General features: G+C 63.1%; 24 protein-coding genes. 4 read left to right on the forward strand and 20 right to left on the reverse strand.

Annotated elements, in window-relative coordinates:
• Positions 1-251: 251 nt before the first annotated feature.
• Complete coding sequence (locus DUT91_RS11165; RefSeq protein WP_114440465.1) at positions 252-1,289, reverse strand: DUF7146 domain-containing protein; 1,038 nt, start codon at positions 1,287-1,289, stop codon at positions 252-254.
• The gene (locus DUT91_RS11170; protein ID WP_114440466.1) at positions 1,289-5,617 is read right to left on the reverse strand and encodes a strawberry notch family protein; all 4,329 of its coding nucleotides are present in this window, start codon (positions 5,615-5,617) and stop codon (positions 1,289-1,291) included. Before DUT91_RS11170 ends, DUT91_RS11165 begins: the two co-directional genes overlap by 1 nt.
• Positions 5,618-5,929: 312 nt before the next feature.
• On the opposite strand from DUT91_RS11170, the gene DUT91_RS11175 reads away from it, so the two are divergent.
• The gene (locus tag DUT91_RS11175) at positions 5,930-6,196 is read left to right on the forward strand and encodes a hypothetical protein (RefSeq protein WP_245419679.1); all 267 of its coding nucleotides are present in this window, start codon (positions 5,930-5,932) and stop codon (positions 6,194-6,196) included.
• An 18-nt stretch (positions 6,197-6,214) separates the two neighbouring features.
• On the opposite strand, the gene DUT91_RS11180 is transcribed toward DUT91_RS11175, so the two are convergent.
• From DUT91_RS11180 to DUT91_RS11260, 18 genes are all read right to left on the reverse strand, one after another.
• Positions 6,215-6,439: a DUF6117 family protein gene (locus tag DUT91_RS11180; RefSeq protein ID WP_114440467.1), complete on the reverse strand. Its 225-nt coding sequence runs from the start codon at positions 6,437-6,439 to the stop codon at positions 6,215-6,217.
• Positions 6,436-6,849: a hypothetical protein gene (locus DUT91_RS11185; RefSeq protein ID WP_114440468.1), complete on the reverse strand. Its 414-nt coding sequence runs from the start codon at positions 6,847-6,849 to the stop codon at positions 6,436-6,438. Before DUT91_RS11185 ends, DUT91_RS11180 begins: the two co-directional genes overlap by 4 nt.
• Positions 6,850-6,916: 67 nt before the next feature.
• On the reverse strand, positions 6,917-7,135 hold the full coding sequence (locus tag DUT91_RS11190) for a hypothetical protein (protein WP_114440469.1): 219 nt from the start codon (positions 7,133-7,135) through the stop codon (positions 6,917-6,919).
• 60 nt (positions 7,136-7,195) lie between these two features.
• Complete coding sequence (locus DUT91_RS11195; protein WP_114440470.1) at positions 7,196-9,316, reverse strand: ParB/RepB/Spo0J family partition protein; 2,121 nt, start codon at positions 9,314-9,316, stop codon at positions 7,196-7,198.
• Between the two features lie 174 nt (positions 9,317-9,490).
• Entirely contained in the window at positions 9,491-10,684 is a 1,194-nt protein-coding gene (locus DUT91_RS11200) for a DUF932 domain-containing protein (protein WP_114440471.1), read from the reverse strand.
• 320 nt (positions 10,685-11,004) lie between these two features.
• On the reverse strand, positions 11,005-11,703 hold the full coding sequence (locus tag DUT91_RS11205; protein WP_114440472.1) for a hypothetical protein: 699 nt from the start codon (positions 11,701-11,703) through the stop codon (positions 11,005-11,007).
• Between the two features lie 121 nt (positions 11,704-11,824).
• Positions 11,825-12,961: a hypothetical protein gene (locus DUT91_RS11210; protein ID WP_114440473.1), complete on the reverse strand. Its 1,137-nt coding sequence runs from the start codon at positions 12,959-12,961 to the stop codon at positions 11,825-11,827.
• A gap of 101 nt (positions 12,962-13,062) precedes the next feature.
• Positions 13,063-14,514 (reverse strand): UvrD-helicase domain-containing protein, encoded by a 1,452-nt coding sequence (locus tag DUT91_RS11215; protein WP_114440474.1) that lies wholly within the window; start codon positions 14,512-14,514, stop codon positions 13,063-13,065.
• Entirely contained in the window at positions 14,504-16,234 is a 1,731-nt protein-coding gene (locus tag DUT91_RS11220) for an ATP-dependent nuclease (RefSeq protein WP_114440475.1), read from the reverse strand. Before DUT91_RS11220 ends, DUT91_RS11215 begins: the two co-directional genes overlap by 11 nt.
• 306 nt (positions 16,235-16,540) lie before the next feature.
• Positions 16,541-16,915, reverse strand: a complete 375-nt coding sequence (locus tag DUT91_RS26555; protein WP_245419680.1) for a DUF2326 domain-containing protein — start codon at positions 16,913-16,915, stop codon at positions 16,541-16,543.
• Positions 16,912-18,246 carry a DUF2326 domain-containing protein gene (locus tag DUT91_RS11225; RefSeq protein ID WP_245419681.1) on the reverse strand — a complete coding sequence of 445 codons (1,335 nt, stop codon included), beginning with the start codon at positions 18,244-18,246 and terminating at the stop codon, positions 16,912-16,914. Before DUT91_RS11225 ends, DUT91_RS26555 begins: the two co-directional genes overlap by 4 nt.
• Positions 18,243-18,470: an ABC-three component system middle component 6 gene (locus DUT91_RS11230; protein WP_114440476.1), complete on the reverse strand. Its 228-nt coding sequence runs from the start codon at positions 18,468-18,470 to the stop codon at positions 18,243-18,245. Before DUT91_RS11230 ends, DUT91_RS11225 begins: the two co-directional genes overlap by 4 nt.
• Positions 18,467-19,210, reverse strand: a complete 744-nt coding sequence (locus tag DUT91_RS11235; protein ID WP_114440477.1) for an HNH endonuclease signature motif containing protein — start codon at positions 19,208-19,210, stop codon at positions 18,467-18,469. The genes DUT91_RS11230 and DUT91_RS11235 overlap by 4 nt, the downstream gene beginning before the upstream one ends.
• Positions 19,200-19,583 carry an XRE family transcriptional regulator gene (locus tag DUT91_RS11240; RefSeq protein WP_114440478.1) on the reverse strand — a complete coding sequence of 128 codons (384 nt, stop codon included), beginning with the start codon at positions 19,581-19,583 and terminating at the stop codon, positions 19,200-19,202. Before DUT91_RS11240 ends, DUT91_RS11235 begins: the two co-directional genes overlap by 11 nt.
• A gap of 1 nt (position 19,584) precedes the next feature.
• Positions 19,585-19,953: a type II toxin-antitoxin system RelE/ParE family toxin gene (locus DUT91_RS11245; protein ID WP_114440479.1), complete on the reverse strand. Its 369-nt coding sequence runs from the start codon at positions 19,951-19,953 to the stop codon at positions 19,585-19,587.
• 12 nt (positions 19,954-19,965) lie between these two features.
• Positions 19,966-20,268: a MerR family transcriptional regulator gene (locus DUT91_RS11250; RefSeq protein ID WP_114440480.1), complete on the reverse strand. Its 303-nt coding sequence runs from the start codon at positions 20,266-20,268 to the stop codon at positions 19,966-19,968.
• A complete protein-coding gene (locus DUT91_RS11255; RefSeq protein ID WP_114440481.1) occupies positions 20,261-21,667 on the reverse strand; it encodes a tyrosine-type recombinase/integrase in 1,407 nt (468 codons plus the stop codon). Before DUT91_RS11255 ends, DUT91_RS11250 begins: the two co-directional genes overlap by 8 nt.
• Positions 21,668-21,924: 257 nt before the next feature.
• Positions 21,925-22,614, reverse strand: coding sequence for a TetR/AcrR family transcriptional regulator (locus DUT91_RS11260; RefSeq protein ID WP_114440482.1), 690 nt, complete (start codon positions 22,612-22,614; stop codon positions 21,925-21,927).
• Positions 22,615-22,789: 175 nt separating this feature from the next.
• Here DUT91_RS11260 and DUT91_RS11265 point away from each other — a divergent pair, with 175 nt between their 5' ends.
• Genes DUT91_RS11265 through DUT91_RS11275 form a run of 3 tightly spaced genes read left to right on the forward strand, consistent with a single transcriptional unit; the run spans position 22,790 to position 25,713 of the window.
• Positions 22,790-23,791: an efflux RND transporter periplasmic adaptor subunit gene (locus tag DUT91_RS11265; RefSeq protein ID WP_200834955.1), complete on the forward strand. Its 1,002-nt coding sequence runs from the start codon at positions 22,790-22,792 to the stop codon at positions 23,789-23,791.
• A gap of 6 nt (positions 23,792-23,797) precedes the next feature.
• Positions 23,798-25,039 (forward strand): ABC transporter permease, encoded by a 1,242-nt coding sequence (locus DUT91_RS11270; protein WP_114440484.1) that lies wholly within the window; start codon positions 23,798-23,800, stop codon positions 25,037-25,039.
• Positions 25,036-25,713, forward strand: a complete 678-nt coding sequence (locus tag DUT91_RS11275) for an ABC transporter ATP-binding protein (protein WP_114440485.1) — start codon at positions 25,036-25,038, stop codon at positions 25,711-25,713. The genes DUT91_RS11270 and DUT91_RS11275 overlap by 4 nt, the downstream gene beginning before the upstream one ends.
• The last annotated feature ends 4 nt before the right edge of the window (positions 25,714-25,717 follow it).

Raw genomic sequence — 25,717 nt, forward strand, 5'->3', positions numbered from 1 at the left:
GCGGGCCGGCCCTGCACCCGGAGCGCAGCACAGGGCCGGAGCGTCAGCGGAGGATGGCGAAGGCCGGCGATTTTGCCTCGCGATGGAAAGGCGCGGCACGCGCCGCCGGAAAATCGTCGGCCGCAGCCATTGCTGGGCAGGCCCGTTTGCTGGCCGATCGCCCTCTCGAAGGCCGAGGCGCGGTCCCCCTCCGACGGTTGGTGCATCTGCGAGCACGACGACGCACCGCCATTGTCGTCTCCCGTGCCGGGCTATGCCGCCAGCGCCATGAACCTTGCGACATCCTGGGGTGTAATCTGCATCCGCGACTGCTGCCGGAGATGCTCGATGCCGAGGGTGTGGAGATCCTCGTTGTAGTCGCCGAGCGCTGGCGAGATGACAATCGCCTCGATTCCGAGGGCGTTGGCCCGTTCGATCAGGCTGTCACGCGCACCGTCACCGGCCGGATCATTGTCGCGCACGATGTAGAGCCGTCGTAGCGTATCGGGGAACAGGATGGCGGCGAGATGTGCTGCCGAGAGCGCCGCCAGCATCGGCATGTCGGGCAACACCTGTCGGAGCGACAGCACGGTCTCGATGCCTTCGCCGGCCGCCATCACCTCGCCGCCGATGCCGAAGCGCACGGCGTTGCCGAGCAGGTCGCCCATGGCTCGCCTCGGCGTGTCGATCGGGGCCTTGTCCCGCGATCGGGGATCGAGCCATGTCCGGTGCGCGCCGGTGATCTTGCCGTCGAGATCGGTGACGGCGCCGATCATCGCCGGCCATGTCTCGGTCGGAGAATGCTCGTCGGGCCGATAATAGCAGCGTGGATGAAAGCGAAGATTTCCGGTTCCGCGTAAATCTGGAATGCCGCGTTCGCGTAAATACGCTTGCACGATTGTGCCCCTTATCGGCTGCGACATGCCGATGAGACGCCGCGCTGCTTCCGGCGAGCCGCTTGGTGCTGGCCGCTGGCGCTCCTGAAATCGTGGCTCTGGCTCGGGTGGCGGCATGCTGAGGAAGGTGCGCGCCTCGTCGGCCACGTCCTTGAAGAGGACTAGGCCGCAGCTTTCCCGGATGACGTCGAGGAGATCGCCATGCTCACCGGTGGCGGCGTCGGTCCATTTGCCCGCGACACCTTTCGGCGAATCCTTGAGCCGGACATACATCGAGCGGCCCGGCGTGTTGCGCGCGTCGCCCACCAGCCAGTAGCGGCCCTCGCGACGCCCACTCGACAGATATTGGCGGCACACCGCCTCGGCCTGCCGGCCGAGACTGTGCGCGAGATCGGAGGCATCCTGCCGGGCCATCACGCAGCCTCCCGCTCGGAGATGCGCGCCACCGGGAAGGTGTCTAGCAACTTGGCGAGGACGCTCGGCCCGGTGGTGTCGATCGGCACGAAGAAGCGGAGCTTCCACGAGATGATTTCGCTGAACAGGCCGAATGCCCGGAGCCGGTCCCGCATGGCTTCGGTGAAGCCGGTCAGCTCCAGTCGTTGGGCGCTCATGACGCGCGCGCGTCGAAGTTGGAGGCCGTCGGCGAGATCGAGGATCGTCGCGCCGTCCATCAGTGCGGTGAAGGCCTGCTCCGGGGTCAGCGACGCGGCGCCCGTCGTCACAGCGTTCGCGGCCCAGGCCGGCGAGACGCGGCGACCGATGATGCGCTCGCCGGCATCGGTCTGGAGCCGATAGACCCGCGTCGACTCGTTCGGCAGGCGCTTCCAGATCGGCAACAGCAGGCCAGCGACGATATGGATCGTGCTGTCGGAGAAGTCCGGCACATCGTTTAGTTCCGCCCACCACGCTGCGGCGAAGGCGGCGCGATCGGCTTCCGTCCAATGGCTCTCGTCCATCATGCGCAGGGGCGCATAGTGCTGCTCCATCGGCCGGATCAGGCAGGCGCGCCGTTCGATCTCGCCATCGTCGAGCATCATCGACGGTGCGGGAATCTGCACGGCGGCGCGACCGGAGCGGCAATTGACCAGGAGCCGCGCCCGCGGATCGGAGAGATGGTCAAGAGCGTCAGCCAGGCTTGTCGGGCGGTTGCGCTCGCGCCGCGTGATCGTGAGCAGCCGCGTCTCGGCGCCGGTGCCCGGGTGCGTGTAGATCACTTGGCTGTCGGTGACGATGAAGCTCTCGGCCTGCAGCGTCTCGAGCCCGACATCGTAGACGCCGCTTCTGATGGCCCCCTCGATCTTGGCGGTGAGAAGCTGCTCGAACGCCGTAAACAGCACGCCCTGCAGGTCGATCGTCAGCGCCAGCAGGCGATTGAGGAAGGTGGTGATCGGCGGCAGTTCGTCCTTGATACCGTTGTCGTCCATCAGCTTCAGGCCGGTGGCGGACTCGAAGCGGTCGAGCGAGCAGCCCTCGACCTTGCCGCGCACCAGCAGGAGATAGAGCTGCCGGAGCGCATCGCGCGCATAGTGCGATTCCAGATTGTCCTCGGGCCGGAACAGGCCCTGTCCGCCGGTCTGGCGCTGGCCGCGTGTAATCGCGCCGAGCGTGTCAAGCCGACGCGCAATGGTCGAGAGGAAGCGCTTCTCGGCCTTCACGTCGGTGGCGAGCGGCCGGAACAGCGGAGGCTGCGCCTGGTTCGTCCGGTTGGTGCGGCCGAGGCCCTGGATCGCGGCGTCGGCCTTCCAGCCCGGTTCGAGCAGATAATGGACGCGCAGGCGCTGGTTCCGGGCCGCGAGATCGGCGTGATAGCTGCGGCCGATGCCGCCGGCGTCCGAGAACACCAACACGCGCTTCTGGTCGTCCATGAACGCGGCGGCTTCGGCGAGATTGGCGGAGGCCGCCCGGTTCTCAACGGCAAGCCGCTCGCCCTTGCGCACCACGCGGCGCGAGCGGCCCGTTACCTCGGCCACGATGTCGGTGCCGAAACGCTGGACGATCTGGTCGAGTGCGCCAGGCACGGGGGTCAGTGATGCCAGCCGTTCGATCAGCTCGTCGCGGCGGGCGACAGCTTCCCGGCTCTCGACAGGTTGGCCTTCCCGGTAGACCGGACGCGACGACAGATTGCCCTCGCTGTCGGTGAACGGCTCGTAGAGCTGCACCGGGAAGGAATGGGCGAGGTAATCCAGGACATATTCCCTGGGCGTGATGTCCACGTGAACGTCGTTCCATTCCTCGGTCGGGATCTCGGCGAGACGCCGTTCCATCAGCGCTTCGCCGGTCGAGACGATCTGGATCACGGCGGCATGACCATCGGCCAGGTCCTGCTCGATCGAGCGAACCAATGTCGGGGTCTTCATGCTGGTGAGCAGATGGCCGAAGAAGCGCTGCTTGGCGGATTCGAAGGCTGAGCGTGCGGCCGACTTCGCCTGCCGGTTCAGCGTGCCGCTGTCGCCGGTGATGTTGGCGGCCTGCATCGCCGCGTCGAGATGATTGTGGATGATGGCGAAGGCGCCGGCATAGGCATCGTAGATGCGCGTCTGCTCCGGCATGAGCTGGTGTTCGAGCAACTCATATTCGACGCCGTCGTAGGACAGCGATCGTGATGTGTAGAGGCCGAGCGAACGTAGATCACGCGCTAAGACTTCCATGGCTGCGACGCCACCATTCTCGACCGCCTCGACGAACTCGGCCCGGTTGGCGAAGGGGAAATCCTCGCCGCCCCACAGGCCGAGCCGCTGGGCATAGGCCAGATTGTGGACCGTGGTTGCACCGGTCGCGGAGACGTAGACGACGCGCGCGTCCGGCAGAGCGTGCTGAAGGCGCAAGCCCGCACGGCCCTGCTGCGAAGGCGCGACATCGCCCCGTTCTCCCTTGCCGCCACCGGCGTTCTGCATGGCGTGGCTTTCGTCGAAAATGATCACTCCGTCGAAATCGGAGCCCAACCATTCGACGATCTGCTTAACGCGCGAAAGCTTCTCGCCGCGGTCGTCGGACCGTAGCGTGGCGTAGGTGGTGAAAAGGACGCCTTCCGCGAGACGGATCGCCGTGCCTTGCGGGAAGCGCGACAGCGGCGTGACCAACAGCCGCTCCATGCCGAGCGCGGACCAGTCGCGCTGGGCGTCCTCGAGCAGCTTGTCGGACTTGGAGATCCACACCGCCTTGCGCCGGCCCTGGAGCCAGTTGTCGAGGATGATCCCGGCCGACTGGCGGCCCTTGCCGGCGCCGGTGCCATCACCGAGCATGAAGCCCTTGCGGAAGCGGACGGCATTTTCCGCGTCGTCCGGCGCGGCCGAGACGAGATCGCAGGTCTCATCCACGGTCCAGGCGCCGGCGATATATTCACCATGGGCCTCGCCGGCGTAGATCACCGTCTCGAGCTGGGCGTCGGACAGGACGCCGTCGCTGACGATATGGGCGGGAAGCAGTGGCCGGTAGCTCGGCTTCGGCGGCGCGACCGACGCCATGGCGGCCGACTGCACGAGCTTGGTGGGATGCGGCTGCGCGTCGGGGATGCGGATCGACTGAAGCGCGTAGGCCTCGTAGATCGAGTCCGACAGGCGACCGCCCTCCGGCGGCGTCCAGTCGATCGTCTCATAGTCGAGGGGCACGCCTTCGGGCTGCGCAATGTGACGTGCAGGCGTTGCGGACGCGGCTCGGGTCAGATAGCCGCGCATGGTGCGCAGGGCGACCGGCGCGTCGGTGATCGTAATAGGGAGCGATACCGGCAGCCGGGCCGGAACATGCTGGTCGATCCATGTGAGCAACGTCGCGACATCGGGTGCGAGGCCGGGAGAGTCCGGAAAGCGGGTGGCGTCCTCGGCCGGCGCTTTGTCGATGACGGTGAGGCGCGTCTCGATGGTCGTGCCATGCTTGGCATAGACCGAGCCCGCGACGGCGGCTGTGAACACCACACGCCCGTGCTTCTGCAGGCGGATGAAGGCGTCACGCCAGGCTGGCGCTTCGGGCGAGAAGTTCGCCCCAGTGATCGTGACCAGTCGACCGCCATCGGCGAGACGCGCCAGGGCCGAGGCGACATGACGATAGGCGGCGTCGGCAATTCGTCCGGTGACGTTCGCCATCACCGAGAACGGCGGGTTCATGATGATGACGCTGGGAACGGCCGTCCGATCGAGATGATCGTCGATCTGGGCGGCGTCGAAGCGCGTAACGGAGCTGGCCGGAAAGAGGGAGGCGAGCAGATCGGCGCGGGTCTCGGCAAGCTCATTCAAGATGAGCGCGGAGCCGGCGATCTCGGTGAGGATGGCAAGCAGGCCGGTTCCGGCCGAGGGCTCCAGCACGCGGTCGGTTGGGGTCAGCAATGCCGCAGTCAGGGCGGCGAGACCGAGCGGGACAGGGGTCGAGAATTGCTGGAAGGCCTGCGCTTCCTCGGAGCGACGCGTGTGCGTCGGCAGAAGGCGGGTGATCTTGGTCAGCGCGGAAAGGCGTGAAGCCGGCGATGCGGCTTTGCGGAAAAGCGCCTTTCCGTATTTGCGCAGGAAGAGAACGGTCGCGGCCTCACAGGCGTCATAGGCCGTCTTCCAGTCCCAAGCGCCGACAGCGTCGGACCCGCCGAAGGCCGCCTCCATCGCCGCGCGCAGCGTCGCGGCGTCAACCGTTCGGCCCTGTTCAAGATGAGGGAGGAGGAGCTCGGCGGCGGCCAGCGCGGCGGAGGCCGGTGGCGTCGCACGCGCGAGCGGGAGCGAGACTGCCGCTGGGGCAGCCTGAAGCGGAGCGTGAAGCATGATGGAGACCTCGGAGAGCTGGACGGGACGAGCCGGCCCGGCGCTCTCTCTCGACCGGACGGGCTCAAACCCGTTCCCGGCCAACCTCTCACTCTGGCGCGGGCTGGGCCCGGCTCATCGCTCGGCCTTCCGGCTGCTGCGATCTGAAGCTAACGTTCCTGGGAAAGGAAGCTGCGGCGCCTCACTGGAGTTCGCCGTGCCGGTAGGAAAAAGGCAGGCGAAATGAAGGGAAGCGCGATCGGGATTATTGCCGCGGGTTGTCTTGCGGTCGGGTTTGGCACGGGGTTTTTCCTCCGACCTGTGATTGCGCCGGTGTCCGCGTCGCCGGCTGTCGTGGCCGGGGTCGCGCAGCCGACCGAGGATGAGGCAACGGCGGCGGTTCGGCGTCACCGCCTGTTCACCGGACCGCTCACCAATGCCACCGTGAAGCTCGGCGACTGTTCGCCGGGCGGTATCGGTCCGGGCGTGACCTGCATGACGCAGATCGTGATGGATTCGACAACGCCGAACGCGACGCCGCAGAACCGGCCGATCGGTTTCGCGCGCGTCAACGGTCAATGGGAGGTCGCGGTCTGGTAGCGGCAGCACACGCGCGCCCTATGTCGGGGCTTCCGGCGGGCGATAGATCTTGAACGGATCGCCGTCGGCAAGATGCCCGAACGGCGTGAACACATAGTCGCCGTCTGTACGGCCAACGGCGCAGATGACGTAGCGGGGCTCGCCCGTCGCGACGTCGGTGCATTCCATCAGCGCCAGATCGCCGCTTCCGGCCGCCCGCAACAACGTCTGGAAATTGGCACGCGCATGGTCAGGGATGCTCATCGCGTTCCTCCCTCGGCAAGACGTTCGGCGAGCCAACGCCCGCTGCTCATCCAGTCGATAGTCCGGCCCGTCGCCAGATCGAGCAAGTGAGCTCCGCCGGAGAAGCCGTTGACGACGGGGTTCGAGGCGATGCCCGCCCATTGGAAGCCCCATCGCCCCGTCAGCGCGAAGGCTTCGGCGCATCGGGCGACGAAGGTGATCAAAAGCTGCGGATCGGCAATGCCGGGATCGCGAAGCCAGAGGCGCGCTGGGCCATGCTCGGGCGTCAGCGAGAGCAAGAACGGCTCGGCCGGCGGGTCTTCGCGATTGTTCTCGGCCATAAGCGCGGCGTAGATGTCGAATGCGCGCGTGGCGTTGGCGGCGGTGCCGACATCCAGCAGGCAGGAGAAGCGGGTGAGATAGTCAGTCATGTCGGGCTCCTGAAAAGAAAAAAGCCCGGCGCTCGGCCGGACTGGAATGGAGACGGGATGGCGGCGGCTAGTAGCCGAACTGCCAGGACGGCCAGGACTGGCCGCCGCCGGCGGCGCGCACCGCGTCGTCGAGATAGGCAGGGTCGCCCTCGACGACGGTTGGGTCGCGCACAGGTGTTTCGTCGATGATCGTCACGCGGCCGACTAGGTCATCCTCAACCTCGACATGGACTGGAACGAGGAACTGAAAGACGACGCGGCGGGGCGACGGGCTGGATTGCGACATGGCGCAGCTCCTTATGTTGGAGGAATGGGCAGAGCGGCCGAAGCCGCTCCGCGGGTGCGCTTATTCGGCCGCAACGAGGTGACGTTCCTCGTCTTCGGCGGAGGCCTCCTCGTCGTCGCCCGTGAGGAAGTCGGGCAGCGCGCCGTCCTCCTCGCCGCCCGCGTCGGTGTCCGCTGTGGCCGCCTCGGCCTCAGCGAGCAGCCGCAGCGGCTCAGGCAACCAACCGGTGTCGGCCAGCAGGCGTTCGGCCTCCTTGGCCATATCGCCCTTCTTCAGGTGGTCGATGAGCTGCGCGGCCTGCTCGCCGGCGCCCTCGCGAACCGCCTGGAGGATGCGGGGCTTGGTGACGCGGCCGAGATAGTTCCCGACCGTCGGACGCCAGCCGACCTCGACCATGTCCAGCCCGGTCGCGCGCGCCAGTCGATCGGCCTGGGCAAGCCGCATTTCCAGCGTGTGCTGGGAGACGCCACTGCCGCTGTAGGGGTTCGGCTTCTCGTAGAGTGCGTTGACGCCGTAGCTGACGCAGTGAGCGAGCAGCGCCATGCGGCTGGTGTCATCGAGCGCCGAGAGCCAGTCCCACAGCGCGTCATCATCGGCCGGAATATCGCCGGCCCAGCCTTCGTGCCGCTCATGGACCGCGCGCGCCGCCGGGCTGTCCTTCAGCGCATCGTCCTGCACCGGGAAGAAGACGTGACTGACGGAGGCCTCCATCGCGCCCTTGTACATGCGATGCTGGAAGGTGTCGGAGACCAGCTTGTGCAGGAGCGCGGTCATAGCGACGTGCGGATTCTCGGCCAGCGCGTTGCGGAGCGCGAGCGTGCGATGGGCCGTCAGCTCGGTGACGAGGCGATCCGGCAGCGGCTTGATCGCATCCTCCTCGTCATCCTCCGGCTCGGCAGGCTGGCCGCCGATCGTGATGGCGGCCCGCTGCACCACCGGCTCGACCGGATCGCCCCCGGCCTCCACGCCGGTTTCGCCCTCAGGGGCCACTGCCGCCTCGTCCTCGGGGCGGACGTAGCCGCGCTCGACATCAAGGCTCCCGTCATGGGCGATGCTGATAAAGACGCCCGCACGCGCGATGTCCTCGGCCTCGAAGCGCACCGGCCGGGTCTCGAAGGCGGCGAGCGCCGTTTCGATCTCGCCGAGACGCTGATCTACGTGGTCGGGCAGCTCGTCGGCACTTTCATATTCGGCCTCGAGCTTCTGGTACTCGGCGTTAAGGGCGTCAATCGTTGCCTGTTCCTCGGGCGTCTGGTCGAGCGGTTCACCCTGCAGCTCACGCAGGCCGCGCGTCGCGTCATAGGGGAAGCTGACGGCGACCTCGATCCACTTCCAGCCTTCGGCCGCGATGCTCTCGGCCGTCGCCTTCAGCTTCTCGGCCACCAGGCGGTCGAGCAGCGCCGCGTCCTGTAGCCAGCCGCCGTCATCGGACTGGAACAGGTCCCGCATGACGATGCCGCCAGCGGCCTCATAGGATTCAAGGCCGACAAAGACGGCCCGCTTGTCGGAGGCGCGCACCGTGGTCTCCGTGAGCATGCGCCGGATCTGGTACGGCTCCTTCGACCACGCGTCCTTGATCGCATCCCAAACCTGTTCCTGGCGGGCGTGGTCGTTCGACACCGTGAACGCCATCAGCTGCTCCAGCGTCATGCCGTCCTCGGCATAGACGTCGAGCAGCGCCGGCGATGCGGAGGCCAGGCGAAGCCGTTGCTTCACGACCTGGGCCGGCACGAAGAAGGCGGCCGCGATCTCCTCCTCGATCATGCCCTTGATCAGCATGTCCTGGAATGCGCGAAACTGGTCGAGAGGGTGCAGCGGCGCGCGCTCAATGTTCTCGGCCAACGACACCTCTTCGGGGAGGATGGCGCCGTCGCGCTCGCGAACAACGCAGGGCACGGGTGCGACCTTGGCGAGGCGCTTCTGCTTCACCAGCATCTCCAGCGCGCGGAAGCGGCGGCCTCCGGCGGGCACCTCGAACATGCCGGTCTCAACGCCCTCGGCGTCGACCACAGGAAAAACGCTGAGGCTCTGGATCAGGCCGCGCCGGGCGATCGAGGCTGCGAGGTCCCCGATCGAGACGCCGGCCTTCACGCGCCGGACGTTGGACTGGCTGAGCACCAGCTTGTTGAAGGGGATGTCGCGCGAGGACGACAGGACGATCTTCTGAGCAGCAGTAGCCATCGGGATTTACTCCGCGACGGGCGCCGAGAGCCTCTCTCTCGACCCTAAACCCGTCACGAAGCGAAGCGCCGCCCTCTTCCTCTAAAGGGGGCAGCGCCACGGACCGGTCAACCGGAAAGCCACGGAAGCGTAAACCCGGAGACACGGAAAGCCGCATCCCCGGCGTCACGGAGATCAGGCCGCTCGGTCGAGCAGCTTCTTGGCCCGGGCCTCCATATCGAGGCGGGCATCCTGATGGGGCTTGTCGCGGGCGACGGCGGTGATGCCCTGAACGAAATCGAAGATGCTCTCCGGCGGCCGGCCTTCCTCGGCCAGCACCGTGTCGATGATCTTGCCCGTCTCGGCCTTGGAGAAACCACGACGGCGCAGGAAGTCGGTGCGGTCTTCGTCGGTCCTTGCCACGATCCGCTCGCGGGCCGCCCTGATGCCGTTGACGAAAGGCAGGGGCGACGAGTTGGCGAAGTTCAACAGCGCCGGGGCAGCCTCATGGGCGAACCGGTTTGCGGCGTGCTTACTGTGGCGGATGGTGATTTCCTCGAAATCTTCCACGCCCCAAAGATTCCGGTTCTGGCAGACTGCGCGGAGATAAAAACTCGCCATGCCGAGGGTCTTGGCGCCGACTTCGGAATTCCAGCAATAGAAGCCCCGGAAATAGAGGTCGGGCGATCCGTCCGGCAGTCGGCCGGCCTCGATCGGATTCAGGTCGTCGACCAGGAACAGGAAGACGTCGCGATCGGAAGCATAGAGCGTCGTCGTGTCCCTGGTGATGTCGACGCGCGGATTGTAGACGCCGGTCGACCAATCAAGTACGCCGGGCACCTTCCAGCGGGTGTCGCCCGTGCCGTTGCCGGCGATGCGTTGTACGGCTTCCACCAGTTCTGCGTCGAATATCCTCCCATAATCCGGGCCGGTGACGGCGCGCAGTTCCATGCGGCCGTCGTCGGTTTCCAGCGTCTTGATCTGCCCGGCGCGATTGGAAGTCAGGCCATACTGCAGATTGATGGCGGCGAGCGCGGCCGGGAGCTGGCGCAGATAGGCGGCGGGTGCGCCGACCAGGCCGGCGAGCTGACCGAAGGACCAGTGTGTCGGTGCGATCGCCGTGTCGGTGCCTGGTAGGATCAGCGCCAATCGCTCCGGGTCGTTGCGGTTAGCCTCAACATGGATCAGCGCGCTTCCCACCACGCGGGTCCGACTGCGATCGGCGCGACCGCGCACCGATCGCGCCAGTTCGGAGAGCGAGAGGTAGCGTTCGTCGGCCGGACGCGAGAACCACTCCGACGAGACGCGGCCGACCCGCTCGCCGCGGCTGACATCCACCTTGTAACCGCCGGTCGTGTCACGGCGCGCATCGAGAACTTGCATGTTCATGGGACCAATCTCCACGACGGGCGCGGGAGCCTCTCTCCCAGCTATTCACCCGTCACGGAAACCGGTCCGCGCTCTCACTCTCAGGGGGCGTTGCGGGGTCTCCCCGCAGAAGGGGTCGGTCGAGACCGCAGGGCTCGGACGCAGGGGAAAACTTTCCCCTCAAGGTCTAGTCCGGAGCGCTGATGCCTAGAAGGCAAGTGCCGCTTGCGCTGCCGGCTCACTGCTCGTTGAACAGGTTGGCTGAGCAGGCGCTGGGGCCGCCGGACCGGCGCTGAGAACGACCAGCAACTCGATAAGAGCGTCGGGATACAGCGTTGGCCTCAATGAGCGGCTTTAAGGCCGTCATTCTCGGCAGGCGGAGAACTATCTGGGTTGGATGAGACCCATTTTGGAGGTGGCCCGCTGGGGAAGGTCCATTCACGCCCCGTTCTCTCCTTCAATTTCTCAAGTTGAGCGTGAAGGCGATGGATCATCAAGCCGTCAAGAAATACAACCAGAGGCTCCCATTCGAGCGCACCCCCCACATGGAATCCCATATTAAAATTGACGCTGATGTCGAACTTCCCACCTTCAAAACCGATCTCCAGACTTCCGGTTATCGAGTCGTGGCCGACGTTGTGAGCGTAGCGTTTATTGCGAAGTTCAATGATGTGGTCGTGCACGGGGCGAAGCTCGGCGGGTAACGCGCTGCGGGAAACGCCACTGCCGATGCCACCGTCGATGAGACGAGCGTATGTCGTCACGAATGCCAAGGTCAGCATGTCGTTCTCGAGCGCCCACTCCATCGAGGCTTCGAATTTAGTGGAGGCGAGCCGATGCTGGATATAGCGAAGGCTCGCCATAGTCGGGAACGCATGGACGAGACGATTCAATATCTTCAGATTGTCGTCCGCGGCCTCCAGAACGCCTTGTCCCTCTTCTTTAAGCGCATATAGGTGCTGCTGCCATTCTTCGGGTAGATATTTGATGGCCTCTTCAGGGAACACGACGTATTCCTGCGGCGCTTCTGATTCTTCCATGTCGCTGCTCTTCTAGTTCCGCATGATCGAAGCCCATCTGGGCTGCTCATGTTTGTCACGATAACCGGGAGCGGAGCGCGTTCCGCCTCATTGATGAGCTTTATCTGGCGAAGCTGGGTCCCTACGGATTCTGAAGTTTCCAGAGGCGGTATTGCTCGCGCAACTTCGCTTCTATTGTGGCCAATTGGCCGGGATAGTCGTGTCCGCCGAATCCGCGTGCCGCGATATCGGTTGACAATTGGACTAGACGCCAGGGCGTGTATTCGTGGAATGGGTTTAGCCCGATGACATTGCCAAGAGACAAGTCAGCTGGCGTCGGCGCCGTCAAGAGCTTGGCAAACGTTGCGATGGCCGTGTTCATATCCCACCGTGAGACAAACAACGCTAGTGCGCAGAGGGCAAGCAGTGGAATTGGCGGTCCCTTCCATCTGTAGGAATCAGGATTGATCGGGCTGAACTTGATGCCAGCGTTCCTTGCCACAAAACCGCAGAGCGTCAGAGCCGCGTCGTAGTGCGGCCGCAAGGCACTGACGTCGAAAACCTCTTGGTCCTTGTGCTTGGTGGCCAGTTCCTGGGCCCGACGCCAATGAGGCGGCTCGACCGGTGTCTCCCTGAGAAGTTCAAACAGGGCAAGGTGCTCTTCTGTGAATTGGTACTTTGCCGCGGCTGCCCAATCGAAGCCTGGCATTTCTGCCTGGGCGGGATGGAAGGTCCAGCGTTGATAATGCGAGTGGCGCCGTAGGCATCGGGTCCATTCTATTTGCTCGGGCGTAACCGTCACCCGGACGCGGCTAGAGGTTTTCAGTTCGAAAAACCATTGGCGCATGGCGCGGATCGTCGATTGATCGAACAGCTTCTGTTCGATGCCCTTGCATACAAGCTCTCTGATCAGTCGTGTTTCTGCGGATTTCTCAGACCCGAGATTCACGAGCCCATCAGGTTGGGTGAGCACGCCATCGTCTTCGCCATAGAATTCACAGAAAGGATGATGCGCGTCGTTGCCGTCCTGCCCGACGAACCGGAAGTGAGATTGCCTAATCAGCTTTTGTGTTGTGCGGGCGCGAGCCGAACGCACGACGAGAGCGCCGGTGCTGCCGCACGACGAACATCGAACGTCCGAGCGAATCCATTCGCTCCATTTGGAATCTATTTCGGGAACCTGCTCGGCGGCAATGGGCTGCCTTCCGCTCAGCAACCATGCGAGTTGCTCGACGTCGATCTCGCGAGCGTAGTGTTGCGAGTAAGCAGTGGTTGCCATAGATCCCCCTAGAATGACCTTCAATGCCCGCTGGACGTGTGTCGCAGTTTGTCTTGGCGCGGTGCTTCCACCGAGTTGTTGTTCCGAATGAGAAGCGTGCTCTATGCTGCCGGCGTGAAGCGGACGCTCGGCGATATTATTCCTATAGTTTTCGTCGCGCGTGTGAGCGCTACATACCAATCCTTGCCGTTCATTGCGTCGGTTGATGTCACGATGGCTCGGTCGAATTCCAAACCTTTCACCAAGAGGGTGCTTCCAATACTGCGGATTCCCAATCGGCGACCGGCGTGACGACTTCGATTTTGAACCTCCCAAATCGACGCGTGGACGCTCGGGGGGTGGGTCTTCGTCGTGGTCTGGAGGGCCGATTGCATCGCAAAGTACATTTCGCGGCGGTAGATGCGGACGCCTGGACGATCTCGCAGCGCCTGTAGGAAGGCGAGCATCGAGGCATTGCCACCGTCCTGGATGACCGCATCGGTGAGCTGCAAAAGATCGCCGAATTTAGCCTGGCCCAAGCGGCGGCCTTGTTGGCGGGCATCAACGGCACGCTGGAGTTCTGCCTTGTCGGCCCCGGTCATACATTTGGCGGCGAAAGCCAGGAGCATTTTGAAACGCGCCTGCCCCACTGACTCATCAATGGCTCTGGCCGCGGCGAAAAGCGTCTTACAGCCGACCGCCTCGATATTGACGAACCCTTGCTGTGCGAGTTTCTGCGCCAGCGCCGATCGGCGGTTTTCGCTGGTGCTGTCGCCGATGACTATGAGGTTTCCAAGCAGGTCATCACGCATCGATTCAAGGCATTGCCGGACTACCGTAGCCTGCTGATGGCGCGGATCGGCGGGCAAGGCGGTCCAGGTTACGCAATTTGGACGATTGCTGAGATCAAGAATTTCGTCCTTCTGAAGCGCCAGCCGCACGGCTCGAAGCCATTCGGCGAGATCCTCGTTCCCGGCGTTTTTCCATCGCCACGGAGTTGTCAGTTCGGCTGCTTGTCCAAAGTTTGGAAAGACATCCTTCTCCCAGCTAACCGGCGTTTGGCCCCGGAAGTCGAAGATGGCCTGAAGCGGGTCGCCAAAAACGCACGTTGGCAAATGATTGGCGAGCCGTCGGATCACCTCGTGCTGCTGCAGGGTGCAATCTTGGTACTCGTCAACGAAGCAGCCACCATATGAAGAATTGATCACCCCATCCACGGCGCCACTATCGAGTAGACAGGCTCCGGCGGCATAAACGGCATCCCACTCCGCCGTGGAGCTGGGGGCGGTAGAAAGAATCCCGGAGCGCTGAGGAAAGGAAGCCGCAAACCGGAGGCACCAGCCGGCGATCGTGTCGATGCGATACTTACCGCTAGGAATTTGAAGCTTCTTGAGGCGTCGCGTCAACGCGTCGACGCCGGCATGCGTGTGCGTAAGAATGAGGCGGCGATGTTCGGACACACCCACCGCGCGGGCGATTTGCTCGGTTTTCCCGCAGCCGGCGGCCGCAATGATGCTCCCGCGTCGGACGCCCGCCGCCAATCGCGCAATGTCTGTGTCTGCCTCAGGAGCCATCGACCCATGTCCGCATGGCTTCGAGCCCTTGGGCGAGTGGAGTCGCGGCGACGTTGGCCAAATGGGGGCCGACAACTGATGCCAACCCTTCGCCGCGTGAAATGTCCTTGAACCAACTCTTTTCGTTCGCGACCTTACCAATCAGCCGACGCAAATCCACGGTGTCGCGCTCCGGTCCCAGCTTGGCGGCGGAAACGGTCGGAAGATCGGCGGCGTTCAAGGCATTGTCGAGGACGGCGATGACGCTGTCCTGTCCGACGCACTCGATTGCGAGGGCGATCAGTGCGCGTACTCCGGCCCAGGGTAGGTCGAGAAACAGCCGTTGCTCGGTCGAGCAGTTGTCAGGCCATTGCCAGACGGCCGCGCCTTTGTCGGTCGCTCGTCGCAAGGCCTCCGCGTTTGGCGGTTTGTCGGAGTCCAGAAGAAGCCAGACCTCGTATCCAAGGTCGCGAAGATGCTCGGCGATAAGTGGGGCCTTATCCTTGCCGCCGCCATCGATCGGGACCGCACCCAGCAAGGCGAACGAATCTCGGCCGCTAGTATGCCACCACCCATCAAGGCCGCGCATAAGACCCTGTTCCGTTCTCCCCTCGCCAACAAGGACCTTGCGCGCGAGGAAGGCCTCAGGCGTTCCGCGAAGGTGACGCTGCGCCGTGTCGAGGTCTCTGGCCAGTCCCGAAACTGACGCCACAGTCGTCACACCCGCCGAAGATCGAACAGCAAAAATATCCGAGGCGGTTAGCTCGCGGATGACGACCGGCGAGTGTGTCGTCACGAACATCTGCGGCTGGACGGTGCCTTCCCCGTCCTTGGGCGTTTTCAGATATTTGAGCAGCCGGGCGACGCGATGCGGTTCCAGACCATGCTCGATTTCGTCGACGATAGCGATATGAGGCGGACCGGCGTCGTGCTGAAGCGCCGACACCAGAAGGCGAGAGGACCCAGTTCCAAGTCGACGGAGTGGAAGGTTGCCGTCATGCAACGCAATTCCGCCAGAGGTGATGCTGACGCCTTGAACGTCCAGTTCGGCTGTGAATTTCCCTCGGACGGGCACGGCGAATAGCTTGCTCAGCTCCTCTGCCCGGTCGACGGCTTTTTTGAAGATACCTTGATCGCCGGCCTTGAAGGCCGTGCGGGCCGCCCGGCCGGCTTCCGCGAGTTGAAGGCTATATCCCTCACCAGCCTCGCCGATGCGTGTCAGGACGGAGGTTCGGCCCCAGCCGAGATGTCGTTCGGCATATGGTCCCAAGCGATTGGTGCCCATCCGCTTGGTGTCTTTGTAACGTACGGCCGGCGGGTCCTTGTCGATGGCATCAATACGATCATTGTGGATCGACCATCGAGCCTCTAGCGATTGATCGATAACTACGGTGATAGATAGCGCGTCTTCCAGACCCGCGCCGGGCTCGTCTTCGATTTTCGTAGCTGCTTGGTTCCAGCCGCGAAGGTGTAAACCGTATCGGTCCTCGGCCTTGAAGTCGCCGGGTAGCCCGGCCAACGTTACAGTGATCCGTAACGGCTTCTCGATATCGAGATCGAAGAAGTCGCAATCATCGGCGAAGCTATACGAGCGGGGATTTAAACACAGCTCGATGGCATCGAGGATGGTCGTTTTTGTGGAGTCACCAGGGCCGATCAGGCAGTTCATGCCCGCCGCGGGTGCCCAAACCAGAGATTTGATTCCACGGAAGTTCTGGACCTCCAGATAGACGATGCGCATTCCCGCCCCCAGGCCGCTGACGCAGATCGTCAGTCAAAGTTCCTTTTTGCCAAACCACTCACAAGGATCCTCGATCCGGATACGCTGGTCGAAGGCATTGGCTCAGCGTGTCGACGAGCACGTTGGAGATTCCGTGCGTCCTAGCCGGAGCGCTAAAAGACAAAGATCTCTGCTTCAGGCTCATCGGCAGACTCGATGTTTTCGGGAAATGATATAGCTTTGAAGCTATGTTGCGTCAATGGTATCGACTTCCGGCGTAGCTTGCCGTTGCATGGAGAAAAAGCCATCTCACCGCGGTCCTAGCCGTTAGTATCGGAAGCCAAGCAAACTCCCGCTCGGATCTGTGTCGGTCAGGCGAAGGCGAATCAACGACTCGAAGTCGAAACCCTGCGAAAAATCGTTGACCGGGACCATGTCGGTGTTGAGGGTGCAAATATACTGAAAGCCGTATTTTGCCGCCATCGCCGCCGCCAGTTCTAGCGCGTGGGCTCGCTGTCGCGGGTCAACGCCATCGAAGATTGTGCTGTCGTGAATAAGGAAGTCGATGCCTAGACCGCGTTGCCGTGCGAAGGAAATGAGCATGAGGTCGTAACAGAAGATCTTCATCTTGCTGATGCCCTCGCTCGGGCTACCCGCAATCTCGACATCAAACTTGTATCCGGTGTCGTCAATGTCGATCACCAGTCGACCGGCAGTGCTTGAGACCAAAGCGCCCGCCGCTCTTCGTAGTCCAGCGTCGTCGCCCGCTTAAGTTCCACGGTCTCGACTTTGATCGTATCCGACTTCGTTGTCATTTGGCGAAGCTGGGTGATGCGATTAGTCAGCTCATTCACCTTGAGGCGTGTTGCGGCGTGGAGTTCTTGCAATTGGGTAAGCTCCTCGAGCGCCCCCTGTCCGGCAAGCGCGCTGAGATATCCGGCGCGCCGATCGGTCTGCGTGACGATCTGAGCCTCGCGATCGGTGACCGCTGCTTCCAGGGCTGCGATCTCGCCGGCGATGAACTCGCGGCGATTGGCGATGATCTTCTCATTGAACGCGCGCGCATCTGCGAGCGTCTTTCGGACGGCGCCAGGCAGGGCGATGCCCGCCTCACTGTAGAGAGCGTCAAGACGATCTGCCGTGGGCGCATCCTCGTCCACCACGGAGTCGCGGTAGCGCTCGAGACGGCGCTTATCGACGATGTTGGCGTTCACCAGGGCGTGGATCTCACTTGTGAGAACGTTCGCCTGTCCCTCGATCTCGCGGTACTGCGGCAACACGCGGAAGCTCGACAAGGCCTCACGTTCGCGCTCGAGATGGGTGGCAAGGCGCAGACGCTCCGCCTCAAGCTCCCCAAGGGAGGCGAGTTCTCCGTCGACCGCGCCAGTTTTGATTGCCTGCTTAAGCGCGTCTAGCGCGTTCTTCTGATCCTTGAGCTGCTGCCAGGTCGCGGCCTTTTCCCAATTCAAGCCGAGCAGGAACGCATTGTGGACCTGAACGTCCCAGACCTTCTGGTTGTCGAAATGCTTGAAGGGAATGATGTATGCGGCGGCTTGGTTCCGGACGAAATAAGAGAGGAGCGACCGGGCGGACGGCCTGTAGCCGGACTCCGACGCGAGTTCGCTGATCCCGAACAAGGCCCAGGCAAGCACCGCTCTCCACTTTTTGGTGTCGAGGCCGGGTATCCCCTCCTTGTTGGGGGTGGGCTCCACGGGCCAACCCGCGGTCGGTCCTTCGATTGCGAAGAACCCTGGCGCATCGGGTGATCGCGTCACCGCAACATCGTTGCCGCCGATGGTCAGCTCCAGGGTGAAGGCCCAGCCTTGCAGGGCCTCGATGCGAAGGCCCTTTCCGGGCGAGGTGTTGCTGGCGAGGCAGAAGTCGATGATTTCAATCAGCGTCGACTTGCCCAGGGCGTTCGTCGTGTCCTTGTCGCCCGCCGCCGACGAACGGTCGGCAAGCACGAGGTTGACGCCCGTTGTGAACGCAGCGGTATGAAAGCCCCTCTTATTGGCGCGTACCGCTCGGATCATGATGCGGTCCTGACGATTAGGCCGTCTTTGATGTCGATGGCGCCGATGAGATAGAGGAGATTGGAAGCAAGGACGAAGCGCTCGAACGTGCCGACATTCGGCTCGGAGCGCAGACGCTCCCAGAGACCGGAAACGGTCATGGGGCCGCTCAGGTGGGACAGAAGGGTCGCGCCGACACCGATCAGCGCCTCATTCTGCGGAATGTGTTTGGTTGGCAGAATCATTTCTCGAACACATCGCAAATTTCAAACAGGTAAATCAGCACCGCGATGCCGGCGGTCTTGTCCGCCTGACGGCGCAGGCCTCGCTGGGCGAACGCGCACAGGAGCTCGAAGAGCTCGTCGCCCTTATGGCCCTCTTTCCGGCGGGCATAATATTCCTCAAGGAAGCCGGCCTTGAGCCGCTCCGGAAAATCGGGGTCGAGCTGCGCTTCCGCCTCGACATACTCTCCAACCGTCACGCGAGACATCAGGCCAGCCGCAATGATGTGGCGCGCCCCATTGGAAAGTGCGTTCTTCTTGATCTTCTCGTCCGGCCCGATGAGGTCGAACGATCCGTTGGCGGCGGGTGCTTGCTTTGCGACCCAGGATACGGCGTTTTGCAGCTCCGGAAACGCGACGTCGGCGAAGGCCTCCTCCATCGCCTGCCGGACCTGCTTTTCGTGGTTCTCCTTCAACTCCTGAAGCACGGGTGTCGGCCAATCGGCCTCGACCTTGTCGATGATCGTGTGGTGATCGGTGCAGAGATAGATGAGGTTGCGCACGCTATCGCGCTCTTCATCGGTCATCGACGGGTCGAAGCGCGCGGCGCCAGGCTTCTCGCCGCGGATATGAGCGGCCTCGCCGACATAGGTGTCGGCGCCCACCGTCGCGTCGTAGGTGAGATGTTTGCCGCATTTTGGTAAAGCGCAGACACCGCCGCTCCGAAAGGCCAGGATGATCCTTGTCGGGTAACTAGCGCCCACGGGTACCGCCGATCTGCGTGCGGACGCGTGGCCGGCGAGCCGATTTCTGCGGCGTGGCGCTGTCATCGCCGAGATGGTGAATTCGCAGAGTAGGACGCTGCGGCAGTGTGACGGTCAATTCGAGCTTACCCCCTACGGCTTCCACATAGCTGCGAAGCGTCGAGAGATACATGTCGGTCTGCTTCTCAATCTTGGAGACCGAAGGCTGCTTGATGTTGAGCGCGGAGGCGATGTCGGCCTGGGCCTTTCCGGCTATCTGGCGCAGCTCGCGCAGGCCTTCGACCTCCTGCTTGAGCTCCTGATGGCGCACATCGATCGCGGCCTGCTCTTCCGGAGGCAGCGTCGCGATGAAGTCGTTCAGGTTCCGGCCCATCTCACTTTCCCTTCTTTGCGGCTTTCAGGCTTTCCAGATGCTCGGAAAACCGGAAATCCGCTTGTGCGATCAGCTTCCTATAGAAGCGTTTCTGGCTTCCACCCGACTTGTCTCCGGCTACCAGCAAGATAGCTCTTCGTTCTGGATCGAAGGCGAAGGCTGCGCGCCATTCGCCGTCGGCCGCTTCGAACCGCAACTCCTTCATATTGGCGTGGCTCGACCCCTTGAGCGTATCGGCATGTGGCCGGCCAAGCTGCGGGCCGTACTCCGACAGCAGCTTGGCGACCGCGAGCAATGCCTCGCGAACATCGCGCTCAAAGGCCAGGACCTCGCCCTCGAAGGCCGGGTGGATTTGGACTTCCCACTCCATATAGCCTCCGGGCTATGTTCGGTCAATGGGAAGGACGCGCGGAGCGGCCGGCGATGCGGTGGTCGCGCGACGGCAGCTCTCGGCCCATGCATCGAGATCATCGACCGCGTAGCGGACCCATTTCCCGAACTTATGGAAAATCGGTCCGCCGCCGAGTGAGCGGTAGCATTCAAGGGTGTGCGCTTCCAAAGCGAGGTAGCGAGCTGCCGCCTCGGTATCGACGAAGCGGATCGGCCCAGCGTCATCAACGAACCTGGCGCGGCGCAGGATGTCCGCCGTAGGCCACCGGCGCTGTTGGTTGGCGTCCTCACGCATGGCTCGCCTCCTTTGTCTCGTCGCGTTTGGTGCCGGGAGGGACGCCGCGGTTTTCCCCGGAGCGATGACGGAACGGTCGATAGTTTCCGAGCTTGGTGCGCGAGGCATACTGGCCGTCCTCGTAGCCGAGGGGCTTGCCGGCCGCCGTCAGCACCGGCGCGATCGCCTCGACTTCGGGTGCCACGGAAGGCACGTCCATAACCGGCGCCGGCATAGGCGTGGGAGGCAGACTCGCCGAGTGGCCAAGCAAAGCCTGCCGTCGCTGGTTCACCGCCTCCGCCGCAGCGCGCACCGGATCGTCCTCGGTGTGCACGTACTTCATGAACATGGTCACCGTCTTGTGGGCGGTGAGCGCCATGCCGACCTTCACCGGCACGCCGGAGTTGGCGATGTCGGTCGCCGAGCGATGCCGAATGCCATGCGTTCCGGTATGCGGCAGCCCGGCACGCTCAAGAATCCGCCGCCAGCCTTGGTAATAAGTGTGCTTCGACATCGGCAGGTTGGGATCGAAGACGGACGGCGATTCCTCAAGGACCGGCGCGGTCTCCAAGAGCCGCTGCGCTTCGGCGCTCATGGGCTTGGACATGCCACCGGTCTTGCTGTCGGGCCAGACGACGCGCCGATTGTCGTAATCGATCCACGACCATTCGAGCTGGAGGATCTCGGACATGCGCGCGGCGAATTCGAACTGGAGCCGGATCGCGAGGAGGATGAAGGGATGTTCAAGCCCCTCCGCCTCGGCGCGCGCGAGGTACGCGAAGAGCTTCTTCATCTCGCTGTCGGTGATCAACCGAGTCTTTCCCCGTTCCGGGTACTTCGGGACGTGGCGACAGGGATTGGACCCGTCGGGGCGCATGCCCCAGACCTCGGCCATATTGAACATCTTACGCACGGCCGCGAGGACGCGGTTCGCGTTGGTCGGCTTCTTCGACATCTTCTTCATCAGGTTCGAGATGTCGGCGCGCGTGACGTCGGGCACCTTCAGTTGGCCGAGCACCGGAATGATGTAGCGCCTTCCGTAGCCACGGTTCGACTCCACGGTGGACGGCTTGTTACGACTCTCCGAGTAGTCGGTGATGAACCGGTCGAAGAGTTCTTTGACCGTAGGCGCCTGCCGGGCGGTGGCCCGCTCGACACTGGGGTCGACGCCTCGCCGAACCTCGGCCAGCCAGTCCTGGGCGATCCCTCGGGCCTGCTCGACGGTGATCTCGCCGTAGCGGCCGATAGCGGGCTTCCGGCGCTGTCCATTGCGGGCGACATAGGCGACCATGAAAATCTTGCGGCCGGCCGGCGTGACCTTGACAAGGAACCCGGGTATCGTCGTATCCCGGAGTTCGTAATCGCGCTCCTGCGGGGTTGCGGCGTCGACAGCGGTCTTTGTGAGTTTGATTTTGGGCATTCCTAACCTCCGTTGAGGTCGGATTTCAGGTGCAACATAGGTGCACCTAGAAAGCCAACCGTAGCGTACGTCCGGCTAGGTATGTGTGATCTGAGAACCGAAAAAAGCTAGTGCTGACAATCGGTTATCGGGAAAACGGATACTGCCGGATACACAAAGGATAGGGCATATCCGGTCTCTCAAAATCGAGTTCCGCAAGGAGTGCTGGTTCGATTCCGGCCAGGGGCACCATTCACACCTCTGTTTTCCTCTGGACATCAGTTGGCGTCGAGAAGAGCCCGCGCGAAGCCTTTTTCGGCCATCTCGATGGTTCCGTCAGGCAGCTTGAGCACGCGGTCGATGGCGAGGCCGTAGAGGCGCATACGCTCTTCCAGCATGTTTGCGGCTTCATCGATATTGCCGTCCTTGGCCTGTTGCATCGCCTCGTGCATCACCGGGCCCATGCTCAGGCGGAACTGTAGCAGCATTTCAGCAACAGCCTTGGGATCTGGAGCATCCAGAATGCCCTGTTCGGTGCCTTCGGCCAAAATCCCGGTGAGAATGGGTGCGACGACAGCCGTCACCGCGCGATCGATCCGGTGGAAAAGAACGACGTTCTCGGGGCGGAAGATCACGTCGAACGTGTTGCGGATATGGGGCGCCATCTCGACCTTCATGCGGCGTGCACCGCCAAAGAGCGCGTTGAGGCGGCCGATGGCGTCGAGTTCCGGATTCTCCAGAAGTGGCTGGAGCTCCCGCACGCTGTCGCGCGCCATGCGGGCGGCGAGGGCTTCCAGAAGCGCCTCCTTCGACGCAAAATAATGGTAGAATGCGCCCTTGGATATCCCGGCGTCACCGATGATGTCGTTGATGGTCGTGTTGTCATAGCCGCGGCTGAAGAACAGCCGCTGGGCGCAGTCCAGAAGTTCGGCCAGTCGCACCTCAGGTGTCTTGATGACACGAATCATGGGCAGTCCCTCAAAATCCTAACCGCATCCATACCGGGCCGGAAAGGTGCTGAGAACGCACATTTGCGCTACCCGCGCCGGCAGGCGATCGAATATTTTCCATTATAGACCGACCGTCGGTCTATTGCTATAGTCCACCCTTCGCGGCCCGACTTTCGGTCGTTGGAGAGACATGATGCGGATGTTTCGGATATTGATTGTCGTCGCCCTTGTGCTGGCGCTTGGTGGTCTCGGCTTCTGGTATATGCAGCGGCCGACATACGTCACGACGATCACGCCGAAGCACGGAGATGCAGCCGAGATCGTCTATGCCAGTGGGGTGGTTGAACCGCGCAACTGGGCGAAGGTAACGGCGCTTATACGCGAGCGCATTGTCGAAGAATGCGATTGTGAAGGCAAGGAGGTCGCAAAGGGCGCGGTGCTTGCTCGTCTTGACGCCAGCGAGGCGGAATCGGCATTGCGCGAACTCGAGGCGCGCCTAAGCCTATCGCGGGAGGAGCATCGACGTTTTTCGGTGCTAGCCAGCCGCAATGCCGCGAGCCAGCAATCGCTCGACCGGGCGGGCAGCGAGGTCGCGCAGCTCGAAGCGCTGGTGGCCGGGCAGAAGGCAAGGCTGGAGAGCTATGTGCTGCGTGCGCCGGCGAAGGGCGTTGTGCTGCGCCGTGATGCCGAGGTGGGCGAGATCGCCGACCCGGGAACCGTTCTGTTCTGGGTGGGGCAGCCAAGGCCGCTTCTCGTCGTGGCGGATGTCAACGAGGAGGATATTCCACGCGTCGAGGTGGGCCAGCGGGCGCTGTTGCGTTCCGATGCATTCCCGGATCGCAATCTGGAAGCGGTTGTCGACAGCATCACGCCAAAAGGCGATCCTGTCACCAAGACCTATCGGGTTCGTTTCCGGCTGCCCGACGATACACCGCTGATGATCGGCATGTCGGCCGACGTCAATATCGTTGTCCGCGTCTCCGAGAATGCGTTGCTGGTGCCGTCGCTCGCGCTGCGCGGCGAGGAAGTCTATGTCGTCGAAAATGACCGGGCCGTGCGGCGGAAACTCGATATCGGCATTCGCGGTCTGCAGGAGGTTGAAATCCTCTCGGGCCTCGCCGCCGATACGCGCGTCATTTCTCCCTTTCCTGAGGATGTGGAAGAGGGCGCGCGCGTGACATTGACTGCGGAGTGAGATGAGATGCGGCTCATCCTCGATATCGCCTTCACCCATATCGTCGGACGGGGACGCCAGACCCTGGTGGCGATCCTCGGCGTGGCGGTGGGAGTGGGCTTTTCGATCGCCATGGCGGCGCTGATGCAGGGCGGCCAGGACGATTTCGTCGAGCAACTGGTCAATACCATGCCGCATGTTCAGGTCACCGATGAGCGGCGCACACCGCCACGCCAGCCGGCGGAAGAGGTTTTTGGAACGGTTGCCATTTCCGGTCTGCGGCCACGAGAGGACCGGCGCGGCATCATCAACCCGACGGCAGCGCTGGCATGGCTCCGGGGATGGGTGCCAGGCCATGTGGCGGAGAGCCTGAAGACGCAGGGCGTCATTCGCTATTCCAGCCGTGATGTCGGGGCCTCGATCATCGGCGTGGAACCCGATGCGGAACGGGGCGTGTCGCCGATCGTCGGCGATTTCGTCCAGGGCAGCTTCGACAGGTTGAAGGCGGGCGGCAACAACGTCCTGATCGGCGACACCATGGCGTCGCGTCTGGGCGCCGGGCTCGGCGACACGATAACGGCGGTATCGTCCACCGGCCTGTCGCGCAATTTCACGATCGCCGGGCTTTTTCACACAGGCACCACGGCACGCGATGAAGGCGAGGCCTATGTGCTTTTGAAGAATGCGCAGATCCTGGGCGAGAGGGCGAACGCGATCAACGAGATCAGGATCAAGCTCGCCGATCCCGATGCGGCGCCTGCGGTGGCGAAACGGGTCGAGGCCGAACTCGGCTACAAGGCCATGGCCTGGCAGGAGGCGAATGAATCCATCCTGGAGGCGCTCGTGATCCGCAATGTCATCATGTACACGGTGGTCGCCGCAATTATGCTTGTTGCCGGCTTCGGTATTTTCAACATCATCTCCACCATCACTCACGAAAAAGCGCGCGACATCGCCATCATGAAGTCACTCGGCTTTGCGGAAGGGGATATGCGGCGGCTGTTCCTGATCGAGGGCCTCGCCATCGGCGCGGCGGGATCGCTTCTCGGCTGGCTTCTCGGCTTCTCGCTTGTTTATGCGCTGTCGCAGGTGCGTTTCGAACTCGCCACCACCGGACAGGAAATGACGCGGCTGCCGATCGCCTGGAGCTTCCTGCATTATCTCCTGGCGGCGGCCTTCGCGCTCGTCTCGGCTGCGGTTGCTGGCTATCTGCCCGCCCGCCGGGCGGCGAAGCTCAATCCTGTCGATATCATCCGGGGTGCGACATGAACACGCTGATCGAAGCTGTAGATCTCACGCGGGTGCTGCCGGCGATCGTTCCGGTCACGCTGATCAGCGATGTTTCGCTGTCGGTCGGCGAGAGAGAATTCGTCGCGGTCACCGGCCCCTCCGGCTCGGGAAAATCATCGCTTCTGTATCTGCTCGGCCTTCTCGATAAGCCGACAAGCGGCATGCTGAAAATAGGCGGGCGCGATTGCGGGCCGATGGACGAAGAGGAGCGGGCAAGGACGCGTCTTGCGATGCTGGGCTTCGTCTTCCAGTTCCATTTCCTGCTGCCGGAGTTCACGGTGCGGGAGAATGTCGAAATCCCGATGCGCAAGCTGGGCCGGCTGTCGCGGCTGCAGATGCGGGAAAGAGCAACGGAACTACTGGAATCGCTGGGGCTTGCAGGGCACCTCGACAAGCGGCCGGACCAGCTCTCCGGCGGGCAGCGCCAGCGTGTTGCCGTTGCCCGCTCGCTTGCCAACGATCCGCCGATCGTGCTGGCCGACGAGCCCACGGGCAGCCTCGATACCAAAAGCTCCGAGCAGGTTTTCCATATTCTGGAAGCGCTGGTGCGCGAACGCAACAAGACCGTGATCGCCGTGACCCATGATGTTGAGATGGCGGCACGGATGGATCGCCGCATCCACCTGGTCGATGGCAGGATAGCAGAGCCGTAAACGG

The sequence above is a fragment of the Paramesorhizobium salinisoli genome (assembly GCF_003335045.1).
Lineage (GTDB): Bacteria > Pseudomonadota > Alphaproteobacteria > Rhizobiales > Rhizobiaceae > Paramesorhizobium > Paramesorhizobium salinisoli.

Coding starts and splice junctions, on each gene's coding strand:
- DUT91_RS11165 (WP_114440465.1), bottom strand. CDS start 1,289: ATGGCCCGGCAGGATGCCTCCGATCTCGCGCACAGTCTCGGCCGGCAG.
- DUT91_RS11170 (WP_114440466.1), bottom strand. CDS start 5,617: ATGCTTCACGCTCCGCTTCAGGCTGCCCCAGCGGCAGTCTCGCTCCCG.
- DUT91_RS11180 (WP_114440467.1), bottom strand. CDS start 6,439: ATGAGCATCCCTGACCATGCGCGTGCCAATTTCCAGACGTTGTTGCGG.
- DUT91_RS11185 (WP_114440468.1), bottom strand. CDS start 6,849: ATGACTGACTATCTCACCCGCTTCTCCTGCCTGCTGGATGTCGGCACC.
- DUT91_RS11190 (WP_114440469.1), bottom strand. CDS start 7,135: ATGTCGCAATCCAGCCCGTCGCCCCGCCGCGTCGTCTTTCAGTTCCTC.
- DUT91_RS11195 (WP_114440470.1), bottom strand. CDS start 9,316: ATGGCTACTGCTGCTCAGAAGATCGTCCTGTCGTCCTCGCGCGACATC.
- DUT91_RS11200 (WP_114440471.1), bottom strand. CDS start 10,684: ATGAACATGCAAGTTCTCGATGCGCGCCGTGACACGACCGGCGGTTAC.
- DUT91_RS11205 (WP_114440472.1), bottom strand. CDS start 11,703: ATGGAAGAATCAGAAGCGCCGCAGGAATACGTCGTGTTCCCTGAAGAG.
- DUT91_RS11210 (WP_114440473.1), bottom strand. CDS start 12,961: ATGGCAACCACTGCTTACTCGCAACACTACGCTCGCGAGATCGACGTC.
- DUT91_RS11215 (WP_114440474.1), bottom strand. CDS start 14,514: ATGGCTCCTGAGGCAGACACAGACATTGCGCGATTGGCGGCGGGCGTC.
- DUT91_RS11220 (WP_114440475.1), bottom strand. CDS start 16,234: ATGCGCATCGTCTATCTGGAGGTCCAGAACTTCCGTGGAATCAAATCT.
- DUT91_RS11225 (WP_245419681.1), bottom strand. CDS start 18,246: ATGATCCGAGCGGTACGCGCCAATAAGAGGGGCTTTCATACCGCTGCG.
- DUT91_RS11230 (WP_114440476.1), bottom strand. CDS start 18,470: ATGATTCTGCCAACCAAACACATTCCGCAGAATGAGGCGCTGATCGGT.
- DUT91_RS11240 (WP_114440478.1), bottom strand. CDS start 19,583: ATGGGCCGGAACCTGAACGACTTCATCGCGACGCTGCCTCCGGAAGAG.
- DUT91_RS11245 (WP_114440479.1), bottom strand. CDS start 19,953: ATGGAGTGGGAAGTCCAAATCCACCCGGCCTTCGAGGGCGAGGTCCTG.
- DUT91_RS11250 (WP_114440480.1), bottom strand. CDS start 20,268: ATGCGTGAGGACGCCAACCAACAGCGCCGGTGGCCTACGGCGGACATC.
- DUT91_RS11255 (WP_114440481.1), bottom strand. CDS start 21,667: ATGCCCAAAATCAAACTCACAAAGACCGCTGTCGACGCCGCAACCCCG.
- DUT91_RS11260 (WP_114440482.1), bottom strand. CDS start 22,614: ATGATTCGTGTCATCAAGACACCTGAGGTGCGACTGGCCGAACTTCTG.
- DUT91_RS11265 (WP_200834955.1), top strand. CDS start 22,790: ATGCGGATGTTTCGGATATTGATTGTCGTCGCCCTTGTGCTGGCGCTT.
- DUT91_RS11270 (WP_114440484.1), top strand. CDS start 23,798: ATGCGGCTCATCCTCGATATCGCCTTCACCCATATCGTCGGACGGGGA.
- DUT91_RS11275 (WP_114440485.1), top strand. CDS start 25,036: ATGAACACGCTGATCGAAGCTGTAGATCTCACGCGGGTGCTGCCGGCG.